The sequence below is a fragment of the Sporomusa sp. genome (assembly GCF_035561255.1).
Classification (GTDB): Bacteria; Bacillota; Negativicutes; order Sporomusales; family Sporomusaceae; genus Sporomusa.
In genome coordinates this window covers 18,872-34,632 of sequence record NZ_DATMXX010000258.1, presented here as the reverse complement: position 1 = coordinate 34,632, position 15,761 = coordinate 18,872, and the positions used below count along the sequence as shown (strand labels likewise).

General features: G+C 46.5%; 13 protein-coding genes. 3 read left to right on the top strand and 10 right to left on the bottom strand.

Going from position 1 to position 15,761, the window contains the following annotated elements; genetic code table 11:
- Nucleotides 1-58: 58 nt before the first annotated feature.
- The 9 genes from VN379_RS14590 to VN379_RS14550 all read right to left on the bottom strand — a co-directional run bounded on the left by VN379_RS14590 (nt 59) and on the right by VN379_RS14550 (nt 10,311).
- On the bottom strand, nt 59-331 hold the full coding sequence (locus tag VN379_RS14590; protein WP_325535086.1) for a hypothetical protein: 273 nt from the start codon (nt 329-331) through the stop codon (nt 59-61).
- 119 nt (nt 332-450) lie between these two features.
- Nucleotides 451-1,086: a CPBP family intramembrane glutamic endopeptidase gene (locus VN379_RS14585; RefSeq protein ID WP_325535084.1), complete on the bottom strand. Its 636-nt coding sequence runs from the start codon at nt 1,084-1,086 to the stop codon at nt 451-453.
- Between the two features lie 111 nt (nt 1,087-1,197).
- The gene (locus tag VN379_RS14580; RefSeq protein ID WP_325535082.1) at nt 1,198-3,162 is read right to left on the bottom strand and encodes a methyl-accepting chemotaxis protein; all 1,965 of its coding nucleotides are present in this window, start codon (nt 3,160-3,162) and stop codon (nt 1,198-1,200) included.
- Between the two features lie 90 nt (nt 3,163-3,252).
- Nucleotides 3,253-4,509, bottom strand: coding sequence for an MFS transporter (locus VN379_RS14575; RefSeq protein ID WP_325535080.1), 1,257 nt, complete (start codon nt 4,507-4,509; stop codon nt 3,253-3,255).
- 257 nt (nt 4,510-4,766) lie between these two features.
- On the bottom strand, nt 4,767-5,513 hold the full coding sequence (locus VN379_RS14570) for a response regulator transcription factor (protein WP_325535078.1): 747 nt from the start codon (nt 5,511-5,513) through the stop codon (nt 4,767-4,769).
- The gene (locus tag VN379_RS14565; protein ID WP_325535076.1) at nt 5,488-7,335 is read right to left on the bottom strand and encodes a sensor histidine kinase; all 1,848 of its coding nucleotides are present in this window, start codon (nt 7,333-7,335) and stop codon (nt 5,488-5,490) included. Before VN379_RS14565 ends, VN379_RS14570 begins: the two co-directional genes overlap by 26 nt.
- A gap of 90 nt (nt 7,336-7,425) precedes the next feature.
- Complete coding sequence (locus VN379_RS14560) at nt 7,426-8,442, bottom strand: TRAP transporter substrate-binding protein (RefSeq protein WP_325535074.1); 1,017 nt, start codon at nt 8,440-8,442, stop codon at nt 7,426-7,428.
- A gap of 55 nt (nt 8,443-8,497) precedes the next feature.
- Nucleotides 8,498-9,790: a TRAP transporter large permease gene (locus tag VN379_RS14555; protein WP_325535072.1), complete on the bottom strand. Its 1,293-nt coding sequence runs from the start codon at nt 9,788-9,790 to the stop codon at nt 8,498-8,500.
- The gene (locus VN379_RS14550; RefSeq protein ID WP_325535070.1) at nt 9,790-10,311 is read right to left on the bottom strand and encodes a TRAP transporter small permease; all 522 of its coding nucleotides are present in this window, start codon (nt 10,309-10,311) and stop codon (nt 9,790-9,792) included. The genes VN379_RS14555 and VN379_RS14550 overlap by 1 nt, the downstream gene beginning before the upstream one ends.
- A gap of 432 nt (nt 10,312-10,743) precedes the next feature.
- Between VN379_RS14550 and VN379_RS14545 the strand changes: the two genes are divergently transcribed.
- Both VN379_RS14545 and VN379_RS14540 read left to right on the top strand, forming a co-directional pair.
- Nucleotides 10,744-11,637: a DMT family transporter gene (locus tag VN379_RS14545; protein WP_325535068.1), complete on the top strand. Its 894-nt coding sequence runs from the start codon at nt 10,744-10,746 to the stop codon at nt 11,635-11,637.
- Between the two features lie 251 nt (nt 11,638-11,888).
- Complete coding sequence (locus tag VN379_RS14540) at nt 11,889-13,253, top strand: NAD(P)-dependent oxidoreductase (protein WP_325535066.1); 1,365 nt, start codon at nt 11,889-11,891, stop codon at nt 13,251-13,253.
- Nucleotides 13,254-13,293: 40 nt separating this feature from the next.
- Here the strand turns inward: VN379_RS14540 and VN379_RS14535 are convergent, their stop codons facing one another.
- Nucleotides 13,294-13,980: an NAD(P)-binding domain-containing protein gene (locus VN379_RS14535; protein WP_325535064.1), complete on the bottom strand. Its 687-nt coding sequence runs from the start codon at nt 13,978-13,980 to the stop codon at nt 13,294-13,296.
- Nucleotides 13,981-14,365: 385 nt separating this feature from the next.
- On the opposite strand from VN379_RS14535, the gene VN379_RS14530 reads away from it, so the two are divergent.
- Nucleotides 14,366-15,751, top strand: coding sequence for a PhoH family protein (locus VN379_RS14530; RefSeq protein ID WP_325535062.1), 1,386 nt, complete (start codon nt 14,366-14,368; stop codon nt 15,749-15,751).
- Nucleotides 15,752-15,761 lie beyond the last annotated feature (10 nt).

Here is a 15,761-nt window from a genome sequence, read left to right as displayed (position 1 = left end):
CTAATTTATAAAATAAAAAAGGCCTCCGTTTTAGGAAGCCCAATTTATCTTCCAGTAATTATATCGGGTAGCACGGACGCGGATAACACCGGCGCCACGGGTAACAACCTTGGCGTGGATAACAGTGACGGCGCGGACGGCAGCCATAATCCCGCGGGTAGCAATTGCGCCGTGGGAAACACCCAAAGCCAAATCCCAAACCCAAACCAAGTATAAAGGGTAGCAACTGTCTATCGTTTTTTAGCTTAGCTTCGTCTTCCCACTCATCTTCATCATCGTCCCATTCCTCAATATCGGGTTCTTCCCAATAAGGATGTTTGTTATTAGGCACCTAAATCTCCTCCTTTAACCTCTCACTCCTCGAACTTAATTCGCCCCCTGCTTCATTAGGGTATCGCTCCGAAGTCAAAGCTTACTTACACTACATAATATGCAGATTAATTTTTTTGGTTACTGGTAAACCATTCCCACTGTAATCAATGTCAGATAATTATTGGCAGCATGGAGGATGATCGGTGTCCATAAAGACTGCGTCCGGTAATATAAATAGCCAAAGAGCCCGCTTAGTATTCCGACATATGTTGCATTACCAAGTATATCCCAGCCTACAATTCCGCTAGTAGACCAAACCGGGATATGAAGGGCTATAAACATAAGACTAACGAGAAAATTCGCCCTGAAGAAACTTGTTTTCTCTGCGAACTTATTTAGCAAAAACCCCCTGAAAAATAATTCCTCTACTGTGCTTGCTGTAATTACCGGGTTTAGCCAATAGCCTGCCGGCCAGGCAAACCACAGCTTGCCCTGCCCAATAAGCACCGCCTTAATTAAGCTGATACTTATAAATACCAGGCCTAATCCCAGCCCCCAACTAATACCGCTTAGCCATCTGTCCACTCTGAGCCGGAGATAGTCTGGTATACGTCTACAGTCTACATAATGAATATAAAGCAGCATCGGCAAAATAGTGCCGATGATAAAGCTCCCTGTAATGGTGTTTTGGACATTTACCCAAACAATTAAAAATACCCAAACATATAGGACGATACATTCAATACCAATTTTTCGCAAAATTATACCCCGCACTGATAGTCTCCGGGCCTATTGGCCTATTATTTGCGGGACTTATATTTTTTAACCATAAGAAAGGCCAATGGGCACTAACTGGTGCCCATTGGCCTCTTTCTCTGCTCTCTGCTACACCTTAAACCGCACAACCAAGTCTTTTAATTCAGCAGCCATACTTGTTAACTCTTCAGCACTGGCAGCCACGGTCTCAACAGCCTCGGCTGTTTGCCCGGCGGCGTTGGCTACATCTTTGCTTAAACCGGCAGTCTCCTGCAAGCCCTGAGTTAGACTGTCAATCAATACTACAATCTGGTTAGAAGTAGCAACTTCATCATCTGCCACCTGCATAATCTGATTAATATCGGAAACGGTCTCACCAGCAGCTGTCAAAATGCGATCAAGTGCAGAACTGGCAGCATCAGTTGACTGTACCACCTGTTCCATACCGGCCCGGCTTTGCCGGGCAGCCGCTACCGCCTGGGCCGTACTGTCTGTGACTTTACCTAAGAGAGCCCCTACATCCTGGGCGCCTTTACTGGATTGTTCAGCCAGTTTACGTACCTCTTCAGCGACAACCGCAAAACCACGCCCTGCTTCACCCGCCCGGGCAGCCTCAATGGCGGCATTTAGCGCCAGGAGGTTGGTTTGAGCTGCAATACCGGTTATAGTTTCGGTAATAATACCAATCTGACTGGAATATTCATTCAGTTTGCCAATAAGTTCCTCGGTCTCTGACAGTTTAGCCTGCATCGCTGCAATACTGGCTACTGTTACAGATACTGTTGATTGCCCGGTGACAGCTGCCTCAGAGGTCATGGCAGAAACCGCTTGCGCCGATACGGCCCGTTCCTTTGCTAATGAAATCAGCGAGGCCAACTGGATTAGTACCTGCGCCGCTGTTTCAGCCGCAGTCTCCCCTGCTTGCGAGTTACCTGCCACTCTACCGATACTGCCGGCAACCTCATTGACAGTTGAACTCATTTCTTCACTTGAAGCCGCCAGATGCTCAGAGGCTGAGGCAATCTCCTGGCTGGCCCGCATTACTGCACCGACAAGTTCCCCTTGGTTAGCAATCATCAGATTAAATGACTGCGTTAACCGCCCAATCTCGTCTTGAGACTTAACCTCAGCCCTGACTGTCAAATCACCTTGGCCAACATGTTGCATTAAGGCTTCCAGCTCTTGCAGCGGTTTGGTTAGCTTGCGGGCAACCCAAGCTGAGAAGATTATGCCGATGATAAAGATAGTTAAGCCAACAGCCCCCATGGTAAACAGGCTCTTATTACGCACTTTAACGGCCTCTTCCTCTGATTTCCCGGCAAAAAGTACCCCGACCGGCTTTTGGTCAATCCCCAAAAGCGGTTGATAATAAGTAACATAAGGCATTCCGAGAATGCTGGCATTACCGGAAAACGGAAGGCTATTATCTATTACAGCAGCAGCAATGGTGCTGTCCAGCTTAGTGCCAATAACCCGTTTGCCATCTTGTTCTACCGTTGTGGCGACCCGCACATCACCGGCAAAAATAGTGGCATCGACCTTATGTATTGCTTTTACTTTGTCCACAAATACATCCTCAGTAACGGTAGTTCCAGTCACTACAGCCCCTACAACACCGCCACCTGTTCCTTTTACCGGCATGACCGCCACACTCATAACAGATTGTCCTGGCACGGCTTCATAATAAGAAACGGCCTGACCATGTTGAACAGCTTTAGCAACAGATGGACTGGTTGGAATTTTCCCATCACTGGCCACGCTCCGGCCTTGGCTGTCCAGCACCTGAACAAAGGAGATTTTACCTTGACTGCTCATTCCCGCAATAGCCCGCATAGCCGTTACAGGATCTTGAGCAACAAGTGCCTGTATTATATCCGGACGTCCGGCAGCCAACGCCGCCGCCGTACTGACGCGTTCCCGGCAATCCTCAAGCTCTAAGTTCAGACCGGCCACTCCCTGGACAGCCGCATCACGGTTAACCCCGTCAGTATAACCAAATAAAAAATAACTGCTTGCCGCCAACAGCAGGACTGTGATTACGAGGATGATAAGACCAGTATAAAGTGATTGCTTAAACTGAATACTTTGCAACATACACATCCCTCTTTCTTTAATTATTAGTTAGAAATAATTATCTACTAATTATATTCATTCGACAAATTCCAGTAAACTCCTTTCAATTACCTAAATAAGTCCTTTTTTGCTATAAATCGGGCATGCGGCTATTCGCCAGGCAGGTAAGTTCCAGGCAAAAACAATCGCCCCGGCAAGTGCCAGCATTCCACTAATAAAAAAAGTGGCAGGTGTTCCAATCATTCCGGCTGCATGACCGGCAAACAAACTGCCGATCGGGGTAATTCCGCCAAAGGACAAGACATATAAACTCATAACACGTCCCCGTTTATCTTCATCCACCAGGGACTGAATAATTGTATTGGTTGAAGCCATCTGGGCAATAAGACCAAAACCCATAATAAAAGCAATAGGCAGCGAAAGCCACAATACCGTTGACAGTGAGAACGCGATTAGACCCACCGCAAAAACAACTGAGTTTATCGCAATAACCTTTTCTATGCCGACAACAGTCTTGCGGGCTGCCAAACAAATTGTGCCCACAAGCGCCCCCATGCCAAAGGCTGCCATTAACCAGCCCAGTATTTCAGGGCCGCCCCCTAAAACTTGTCCGGCAAAGAGCGGCATGAGCGGCATAACCGGAAAACCCACCAGGCTCAGGAGCGCCAGCAACAAAAGCACCATCCGAATGGGCAGTGAATGATAGGTATAAGTACATCCTTCCGCTAAGCCACCTATTATATTATCCGGGCTAACGACTACCGCTTGCGGCACAGTCAACCGCATAGCCAGCAGCGCCCCCAGGATAGCAATATAGCTAAGTCCGTTAAATAGATAACATAAACCCTCCCCAAAAGCGGCAATCGCCAGCCCGGCAATTGAAGGGCCGATAATCCTCGCTCCATTAAACATCGCCGAGTTAAGCGCAATCGCGTTGGCTAAGTCATCTTTATCCTCGACAATCTGAGAGATAAATGCCTGTCGGGCTGGCATATCAAATGAGTTAATCATGCCTAATACCGTATTTAGTACAACAATGTGCCACACCGCCACCGTACCGGTAAATACCAGCGCGGCCAAGGCCAGTGCCTGCACCATACTTAAAACCTGAGTCCATAGTATTACCCGGTATCTGTTCCAGCGGTCTAAGAGCACCCCGGCAACAGGTATCAGGACTACGCCGGCAATTTGCCCGATAAAATCGACATTCCCCAATATTTCGGGGGACTGAGTCAGGCGATATACCAGCCAGATTGTCGCCGTTCGCTGCATCCATGTGCCAATAAGCGACATACCATGGCCAAAATAAAACAGCCGGTAGTTACGGTGTTTTAATGCCCGAAATGTTTCTTGTAAATCTAACCCCAACACACTCTCACCCCTAATGCAACAGATAATTACTAGTTTATTCCTGATTGCGGCAAGCGTCAACTATGGCAATAGCAATCAACAGGCTTTACTGATCTTAATTTTAGTCAGAAGTCAGCGCCGGTAATAACTTTTTAACAAAACGAGACTGCAACACTATAAGTATTGCAATCTCGTTTATATTCCTTTTCTTATACCAACTCACTACTATCAACAAGGCACGCCGGCAGGGTCGTGTCTTGTTGTGGGATAACTGCCTAACGTCGTCCCTGTGTTTTGCGGTACTCGGAGGGTGTGACCTGGCAGCTTCTCTTAAATATATTCGTGAAATAGGCCAGGTCGGAGTACCCCAGACGCTCAGCAATCTCTGAGATTCTGAGTGTAGTTGAGGTCAGGAGGCGCTTGGCCTCATTTAATCTAATCTGCGTCACATAGTCAATAAAATTAATTCCTTGCTGCTGCTTAAATAGCTGGCTTAGATAACTTGGGTTCATGTAAACATGCTTGGCAGCCTCAGCCAGGGTTACCTGGCCGGGCGGCAGTGATTCAATATATTTTAGTACCTGTTCTATTGGCGATAGCGGGACAACTGGCAAGGTTGCTCCGGCGTCCTGCTGCTTAGTCGTTTTGTGCTGGCGGCGAGTTAGCCATTTTGTCAGGCATGTAGTAAGCTGCTCTGCTTCGACCGGCTTTAAAAGATAATCAATGGCCCCGGCTCTAAGAGCCTGCTGGACACAGCCAAAATCCTCATTTACCGTAATAAAGATAACCTCTTGATCATTGCCAGACTGCCTAAGACTCTCTAAGAATGCCAACCCGGACATAACCGGCATGGTTATGTCTGCAAGCACTAAATCGGCCTGGTTAATCTGCAGCCAATCCAGTGCTTCCAAGCCGTTGCTGCATTCGCCGGCCACCCTTACCGGCAGGCCGGTCTGTTCCACTGTCCATTTAAGGGCAGACCGAACCCATTTTTCATCATCCACAATAAGAATGTTGTTCATGTTGGTCCTCGCCCTCTTCCTTCTTCATAAGTGGCAGCTTAACCAGCACCGTTGTGCCCTGGCCTGAGATGCTTTCAACCGTTACCCCATAATCGGGTCCAAAGAGGTTAACAATCCGGCGATGAACATTAACGATCCCGATATTGGCACCTCCGGCAGTAATATCTTTATTAACAAGGTCATGTTTAATCTTGTCCAGCACCCCCTCCACCATACCTACGCCTGTATCGGCCACCCGGATAATGAGGTTATTAGACGCCTGGTACGCCGAGATAATAATGCGGGTTGGCTCAGGCCCAGCCCCAACACTATGAACAAAACAGTTTTCAACTAAAGGCTGCAGTGAGAATTTAACAATCATCGCATTCATAGCCCACTGAGGAATCTCAAAACAGTATGTAACATTTTTATCAAAACGGTACTGTTGAATTTTAAGGTAGACTGTACAAAAGTTGATTTCCTCACGCAGGGTTACCGTAGGTGATACCGTCTTTAGGTTATACCTCAAGAGCGTACCAAGCGATGCAGACATTGCAGCGATATCGCCCATATTCTGTTCCAACGCCATGCCGCGGATGGTTTCCAGAGAGTTGCAGAGAAAGTGGGGATTGATTTGCGATTGAAGTACCTTTAGTTCCATTTCTTTTTGTCCCAAGGACATTTCCGTTTCCCGTAATTTAGAGAAATATACCTCTTCCATAAGCTCCGAAAGCTTCTCGACCATTTGATTAAAGCCATTTGTAAGCTGACCGATCTCGTCACTTGATTCAACTGGCAATCGCCGTGAGAAATCCCCCACTTGCACGCTTTTCATGAAACGCTGCAACCGGCGGATAGGCCGAATAATTGTGCTGGCAAAACTAACACCCAGTACATAGGCAATAAGGAGCGTAATGATAACTGTCCACAAAATAGTAAACCCAATATGAGCTGTCCCTTTAAATAGTTCAGCCCGGGGAATCGCGGTAACAAACCGCCACCCTAGAGAGGAGGAGTGGTTTAAAATAACAACCTGATCCTGCTCTGATAAAAAAGAGTTATCCTGCAATGATAGAATGCTTTCCAGATTTAGCAGTTCTGATCGCCGACCAAGCTTTGAACTGTCAGGATGGTATACATAGTGTCCTTCAGCATCCAGGATATAGAAAGAACTCTTGCCGACACTATTTACCTCATCAGCGAGATCCTGGATACGGCGGAAGTTAACATCAATAATCAGCATGCCCATGGGTTCCAGCGTATATGGACTATGGATTCGCCTGGCAATTGTGATGACAGGCTCCTGCTCGTTGCCCCATTTAATGATACGGCTAACCAGCATGGAATTGCCATTAGCCGGTACTGACGCATACCAGTATTCTTTCTCAAGTTCGTTAACAGGATACGGGCCTCTGTAACCCAGGCTGTCAATCACACCAAAACCATCGATGACAACAGCAACACTTGAAATGTCGGGACGCGAATAAGCTATACTCTCCAAAAGCTCCCGCACGGCCTCAATAAGCTCCAGGTGTTTAGCAACACTGATATGACCAGCTTTTAGAAAACTGGTCATATCGTGATGGTTAAGTATTTTGAGAGAATTTATTTCAACATCCCGCAGGTAATATTCAACTTGGGCTTTAACCTGCTCATTAATTTGCCAGCTGTAATTCCTGGCTTCCCCCTCCAGTATTGTGGATGAACGATAATAAGAGATCACGCCTACAACAACCATAGGGATGATAACAAGTACTGCTGAAAAAGTGAATAACTTGGCGGTTAGCAGCTGGTCTTTTAACCAAATCGTTTCGCTAATAAACTTAAGTAATGATTTTCTCATAATTAATAATATTTCGCGTTATACATTTTATATCCTGCCTACCATAAAATAGGGAGAAGCCTCACGGCATCTCCCTATTTTATCTGTTAACTATTTGCGGGCTTGCTCAACAGCAGCCAATTCTTCTTTGTACTCCGCCCCATGTTTATCAACAACAGGCTTAACAGCCGCTTGCCAAGGCTTTACGTCCGCAACCTCAGTAACCACTACGCCATTGGCTTTAAGTTTTTCCATCGACTCTTTCTCAAACTTTTCCCACATTTCACGTTGTGTTGTTACCGAATCAATAGCAGCTTGTTTAATAATCTTGCGATCGTCTTCAGAAAGTTTGTCCCAGGTTACTTTACTGATTAAGAGTACCTCAGGCACACGTTGATGTCCATCCAGAATAAAGTTCTTAACAGCCTGATAGTGATTAGCGGTCAGATAGCTGGGTGAATTGTTTTCAGCGCCGTCAATTACACCGGTCTGCAGGCCGCTGAACACTTCGCCGTAGGGCATTGGGGTTGCACTGGCCCCAAGGGAGCTAATCAAATCCATGTTAATTTTATTTTGTTGAACGCGAATTTTGAGACCTTGCAGGTCTTCAACCTTGGTAACAGGCTTTTTGGTATAGAAATTACGGGAACCTGAACTGTAGTAAGCCAAGCCCTTCATTTTGGATTTCTCCAAACCATCAAGCATCTTGTTACCTGCTTCGCCGTTCAGGAATTTCCACATATGAGCGTCATTATCAAAAATATAAGGTAATGAGAATACGCCAAACGCTTTGTTAAATTCAGCCAACGGCGATGAGCTTACGCGGGTAAATTCAATGGCGCCAAGTTGTACTTGCTCTATGACAGCCTTTTCTTCCCCAAGCTGAGAGGATGGGAATACTTCAATTTTGATACGGCCTTTGGTACGCTCGTTAACCAGTTCGGCAAATTTTTTATCACCCAGGGTAGTGGGGTAATCGGCAGGGTGAGTCTCTGCCAAGCGGAACGTGTACTTAGCTCCTTCGGCTTTCTTCTCAGCCGAACCGGTATCCTTGGAGCCGCAGCCAGCAAAAAGCGAACCGGCCAGCATCAAGGACAGAGCACCCGCAATCAATTTCTTTCTGTTCATTATTAATATCCCCCTTAAATAATGTTGGGATGAATCCCCCAGTTAATAATCCGGACTATTTAAACATTGAAGGCAGCCACATGACAATCTGTGGAACATAGGTAATGAGCAGCAGAACTATAATCATGGCATAAAAGAATGGCATCATCGCCTTAGTTCCCTGGGACAGTGTTACCCCGCCAATAGCGCAGCCGACAAATAGTACAGTGCCGACAGGTGGCGTCAATAACCCCATACCTGCGTTGAAGATGAGGATTAGGCCAAAGTGTACTGGGTCAATGCCAATTGCAGTACATACCGGCAGCAGAATCGGCGTCATAATCAGGATCATTGGCGCCATGTCCATAGGCCCGCCCAAGATCAGCAACAGAATATTAATCAGCATCATAATGACAACCGGGCTATCGGAAACACTCATAAAGAACTCGGTAACAAGCATTGGAATCTTGAGGTACGCAAGCACCCAGCCAAATGCTGCCGAGGCAGCTATTAAAAAGTACACCATAAGCACAGTGCGCAGGGTGCGCTTAAGCACAGGAATCATTGATGACAGAGGGGCCTCACGGTATATTCCGAAAGCCAGAATAAAAGAATACAGCGCAGCCATAGCGCCCGACTCAGTAGCGGTAAACCAACCGGAGATAATACCGCCGAGAATAATGACAGCCGGTGATAAAGACAACAGACCATGGAATAGTATCCCGGGGACTTTCTCCCTGTCAATAGGATCACCTTTTTGATAGCCGCGTTTCCGGGCTATAATATAGGCAACCGTCATAAGGGTACCAAGTAAGATGAATCCAGGGACAATACCTGCTAAGAACAAGCTTTTAATAGAAATGCCGCCTGCAACAATAGAGTATAAAACAAGGTTATGACTTGGCGGAACAACAACACCCTGAATCGCGGAAGAGATTGTTAGTCCTACTGAATAATCGGCGTCATAACCCTTTTTCTTCATCATCGGGATCATAACTGAACCTACTGAGGAGGCATCAGCTACCGCCGATCCTGAGATATTACCAAAAAACATACAAGCCACACAGTTGACAAGCGCCAAGCCGCCCCGAATGCGGCCAACAAGCAGATATGCCAGATTAACCATTCTAACGGCCAAGCCGCCTTCACCCATGATCTGTCCGGTAAGGATAAAAAATGGAATGGCAAGAAGCGAAAAGCTGCTAATACCCTGAATCATTTGTTGGCCGAGTACGGCCAGCGGCAGGTCCACATAAATCATAGTTAGCATTGTGGAAAAGGCCAGTACCATTGCTACCGGGAACCTGAGAACCATAAAGCCGATAAAACTGACAACAAGTAAAGTAACTGCTATTGCCTGCTGGTCCACTATTCCTCCCCTCCCATAACGCCGCCCATTTCAACTTCATTGCCTTTGTGACGTTTGGTATTAAAACCTGCAACCTGCAGGGCCGAATAGGCACACGTCATAACGCCGGATACAGGCAACACTAAATACAGGATACTGTTCGGCAGTTTAGTAGCCGCCAGAGTAGATTCGTTCATCATAACGGTAAATTCCCATCCGTAAATAATCAGATACACACCGAAACCAAAAATAGAGATTCCAATAATTTTATCCAGGACACGGTTGAGCATATCAGGTAAAAAAGCAGTAAAAGAGTCCACTCCAAGATGTAGATCTTCGCGAAAGCCGATCGCCATACCCATAAATGCAAACCAAACTAAAAGAAGCAATGTCATTTCCTCAGACCAAAAAAATACAAAGTTAAAGAGCTTCCGGGTCATGACCTGAGTAATTACAATAAGAATCATACTTGTGAGGCCTAGAAGCGCAAAACTTTCGAATAGAGTATCTATAGCTAGCGCAATTTTTTTGAGCGTCTCCACGTCATACCTCCCTGCAATTATTTATTAAACCTGCACATAAGCCCTTTGTACATTTTACTGTTCTTTCGAAATATTTAGTATATTAGTTTTTTTAGGTTATTTTGTGTTTTTTTTAGCCAAGACTGAAGGTGACACTGTCTTAAAATATGGTTAGCACCTACAAACCCATGTACTTGTCTTCTGTTGGCTTACCTGAAACCAAATTCAACGACTTGCTGATGCACTCGTCAGTAGCCTTGACCGCGAAAAGTTAGGGCTTATGTCTTATTTAATTCTATAGACTGAATGTTCGTAATGGTATAACACTTTTTTTAGACTATTTTGTGTTTTTTTTTGGTTACGCTGAGGTTATCTAATTAAGTGTTGCGTCAGACTGATTCATCATGGTACTATCGGTGATAGTGAATCTTAAATCAATATGAGGAGATACCTGTGAATAATAATCGCATAACCATAATGATGGTTGCTGTCATTTTCCTGTGGGGCATCAATGTCGTTATGATTAAATATTTAACCAATTATTATCCCCCGCTAGCCCTGGCCGGTATCCGCATGGTACTGGCTGCCGCCTTCCTACTGCCGGCAGTATGGTATCAGGGTGGCTGGCAGCGTGTACCGCGTGCCGCTTGGTGGCCTATCTGCGGTGTAGGACTATTTAATATATTTCTGCACCAGATTGCCTTATCCTGGGGCATAAAAGCAACCAGCGCCACCCACGCCACGCTGATCCTTGCCCTGAATCCACTACTAACCACACTGCTGGCCAGTTGCCTTGTCCGCGAACCACTTAGCCGGAACAAATTAACCGGGGTGGCCCTAGGGCTTGCCGGAGTATTGCTCATTATATCCGGCAAGTCGGACACAATGGGAGCCACCCTCCTCGGCGACGGCGTCATGGTTATTGCTATGCTTGTCTATGTCTTCGGCTCGCTGTGTGTCAAGAAAAGCACACAGTATGCCCCGCCGCTCACTGTCACGATTTACAGCCATTTGGTTGCAGCCCCTGCCCTGGTAGTCCTCGGCTTATTTACTAACCCGGTGTGGGTGTACGAAGGTGCTTTTGAACTCTGGCCTATCGTTACTTTGCTCTTTTCCAGTTGGTTTAGCACAGCCCTGGGCGCAGTATTATGGAATACCGGTATCCACCATATCGGCGCCTCAACAGCCTCGCTGTTTTTGAATGGTCAGCCAATCGTCGGTCTCTTCGCCTCAGCGCTGTTCTTAAATGAACAGTTGGTATGGCAGCATTATCTGGCTCTGCTCCTGGTACTCCTCGGCGTCAGCCTGGGGACAGGCGCATTTAACAGTTTTCGAAAAGGTACATAGCGATAAAGAAGGCCAGGAAGAGTCATCGCTTCCTGGCCTTCTTTATGTCCACCCGGTCAGCGTGCATAGGTCAGGTTAACAGCTCGTCTTTATGACTGGTTAGTTATTTGTCATTTTTCTTTATTATTCGACTTGATTCGACTTTTATCTTTTGGTACTATTGTTACACGCCTATTGATAGCTGCAATTATTGGTTTTAGGTAGCTGTTCTTATGCACCATAGATACGAAGTTAGGAGGGGACTTAAGCTTGTGGCTGATGATAATGTAAGAAGTAAAAATTCCCTTTCGTTTGATGGACCTGACGATAGCTTTAATCCCTGTGAAGCGATTACCGAAGCCAAGCGGTGTTTAAACTGCAAAAAACCACTCTGTCGGACAGGCTGCCCGATTGAGCATGAAATTCCTCAGTTTATTGAAGCCCTCGCCAGAGGCAATGTCGGCGAAGCCAGCACGATCATTGCCCGCCGCAGCAATCTCCCGGCAGTCTGTGGCAGAGTATGCCCACATGAGAAACAATGCGAAGGTGCCTGCATACTTGCCAAAAAAGATCAAGGTATCCGCATCGGTAAGTTAGAACAATTCATTGCTGATTTTGATGCCGAAATGGAGCTTACAACCTATACTCCGCCCAACAAATTCGCAGGTAAAGTAGCGGTTATCGGCTCCGGACCAGCTGGTCTCACAGTGGCCGGCGATCTGGCTAAAGCAGGTTATCAAGTCACCGTATTTGAAAGCCAAACCGAACCAGGCGGTGTCTTAGTATATGGGATACCTGATTTCCGCTTAAAGAAGGATGTTGTACGACGGGAAATCCGGCGTATTGAACGGTTGGGTGTAGCCTTCAATACCGAAGTACTGGTAGGCCCTGATATTACGATTGACGAAATGTTTGCGGAGGACTATGATGCTATCTTTATCGGTACAGGTACAGCCTTACCCCGCACGCTTGATGTTCCAGGCAAGGATTTACCTGGTGTTTTGCAGGCCAGCTACTTGTTACAGATGGTGGCACTGGCCAGAGCCGGTAATGTTGACCGCCGGGAAGTGCCGATTCAGCTTGGCGATCAAATTTTTGTTATTGGAGCCGGCAATGTAGCTATGGATGCCGCACGAACCGCCATTCGCCTGGGCGCAAAAGCCACGGTCGTTTATCACCGTACCGAGAAAGAGATAACCGCCCTGCCTTCCGAATATCAGCAAGCCAAAGAAGAAGGGGTTCAGTTTATCTGGCTGGCCAGCACTAAGCAATTTCTTGGTCAGGACAACCTGACCTGCCTTGAATATGAAGCGCTGGAGATTGACACCGATAAAAATATCAGAGGCAGCGGGCGCTTTGTAAAAGTCCCTGCCGACAAAGTAATTCTGGCGATTGGCCAGCGTCCTGCTGCCCGTATTATTTCAACCACTACAGGCATTGAGGTCAATGACAAGGGCTATGTTATTACCAAAGACCGCCCCTATGGCCTGACTACCCGACGCGGGGTCTTTGCCGGCGGCGATGTTGTACATGAACCGGCTACTGTCGTACTGGCTATGAAAGAAGCGAAGAAGGTAGCTCAAGGCATCGCTTTGTATATTGAAGCAAAAAAGCTTTTAGAAGAATGTGGTAAATAAAAAGAGCTATCGGCTACTGCCGATAGCTCTCCTATTTTTATTACTTGCCTAACTTTGACTTTACTGCCCGAACAACCTCACGGGCAAACGGGCCAAGATCATCGTCGGCATAAGCCTTCATTATCCCGGCAGCCACCTGGCGTATGGCACTTTTAATTACATCACTGGTCGCGTAGGGTTGGCGACTCAGGATCTCTTCAATTAAGACCGCGGCCGTCAGCGCTTGTTCAGCAGCCTGCGTATTGATATACGTAACACAGTCAGCCTGACCAAAGATAATTTTTCCTAACGGTGCTAATATCTCCTGGGCCAGCGCGGCAAGGTCCGCCGGCTGCTCATCCACAATAATAATTGGCTCAGCTCCCTGTGCCATCTCCCTCGCCTGGGCAACAAATTTAGCCCCAATACATCTAAGATGAGGAGAAGCAGTTACCGCCAGTACATCTTTGTCCACATTAGTAGCCACATTGATCATGTTGATTGGCCGTGCCAACTGATTAAAGTCTTTAATTAAACTAATGACTTCCCGGTCAGGAACGACCAGGATAATCGTGCCCCAGTCGGCTAACTCTTCAAGGTTTGCGGCTGTTGTAACACCCAATTCCTGAGCGACTGACTGCAGCCTTTTCTCATCGCGGTCAAAAATTTTAAGATTGACATGACCAGCTAACTTGCTAGAAAGTACCTTACCCATGCGCCCCACGCCAATCAAACCAACCGCTTTCATCTTCGCCACCTCATCTAATCAGGTTACCTTCCCTCCCCGGCACTCATACAATATAAGAAAAGACTTGGCTTTTGCCAAATCGTCCTTCAGAACGCTTTAGAGCCTTAGTCTTTCTTACTTATCGTCAGCAGGGGATGCCTTTTTTAATAGTACTAAATTCTTTGTAATATATGCCCCATGCCGCTAGGTGGTGCAGACTAAGACACTGGTTAGAATTTAACACCTAATTAACAAATTACTAACATACTCAGACCTAACCACCAGTACAATTTAATATAGACACCGAGAAACAAAAATGCCGAGACCTTAGTTATGTATAGATGAGAAAGAAAGGGGATTGCTTTTATACCATATCATTACGTCATACTTGAGGGGGCCATAGTCAATGTCAAAATGTTATGTACTTGATACAAATGTTTTGCTTCATTCTCCTAATGCCTTATTCGCCTTCAATGAGCATATGATCGTACTCCCGGAGGTTGTGATTGAGGAACTGGACCGCTTTAAAAAGGAAAGCAGTGAACGTGGTGCCCATAGCCGTCACGTCAGCAGACTGATAGATAAGTTCCGGTTACAAGGCAATTTGTTAGAGGGTGTTACACTTAACGAGTTTGGCGGTATACTGCGGCTTGAGGCCAACCATACCTGTACCGAAATGCCGGTTCACTGGGACAAAGAAAAGGGCGATAACCGGATTCTCCAGATATGTAAAGGACTAATGGAAACCGGCCATCAGGCAATTCTGGTAAGCCGTGACACCAATATGCGGGTCAAGGCAGCTATACTTGAAATCCCGGCTGAGGATTTTCGCAATGACAAAGTCGCAACAATTGACCAGCAATACACCGGCCGGCAGACAGTATACACCACCAGTCAGATTATTAATGATTTTTATCGCGATGATGTTAACTGGCTGGACCCGGCAAAGCTTTTCTCCTATGATGAAAATGCAGGGATAATGGCTCCTGCCCAGTTTATTACCAATCAATTTCTGCTAATAAAATCATCTGATAATGACCGGCATACCGCGCTTGGACGGTTTGACGGACAAAAAGTCGTTCAGCTCAGATACCGGAGCCGCAATCCTTTTGGCGTAATCCCCAGAAATGTTGGACAAATATTTATGCAGGAATGTCTTATGATGAGTGCTGAAGAAGCACCGCTTGTAATTATCAAAGGCCCTGCCGGAACAGCCAAAACCTTTTACTCTTTGGCCGTAGGCCTTTATAAGCACATGGACTGCCGCCCTAGGGAATACCATCATATTTTGATCTGCCGGCCTCACTGCATGCTTGATGAAGGTCTTGGTTATCTCCCGGGAACTGAGGCAGAGAAGTTAGAACCCTATATGCGGTCAATTAAAGATAACCTCTTTACCTTAATGTCCGGCAATTCATTAACCGATGACAAAGATGTTGCGCAAGCTGAAGATACCGTAAGTATGATGTTTGAAAAGGGTATTATTCAGACTGAGGCCCTGGCCTATCAGCGGGGGCGTTCACTCCAACGGTACTGGGTCATGTTTGACGAAATGCAAAACTCTACCCCCCGCCAGGCCAAAGCGGTTTTAACCAGGTCAGGCCAGGGAACAAAAGTAATTCTGCTGGGCGACCCGGCGCAAATAGATAATCCGCTCTTAGACAGTCAGTCAAATGGGCTGTGTTATGCCGGCGAGAAAATGATCGGCTCAAAGCTTTGTTATCAGATTACTATGCTGCCAGAGGAATGTGAGCGCTCCCCGTTAGCCGCCGAAGCAGCTATGCGACTGTAAGAAAAATAAC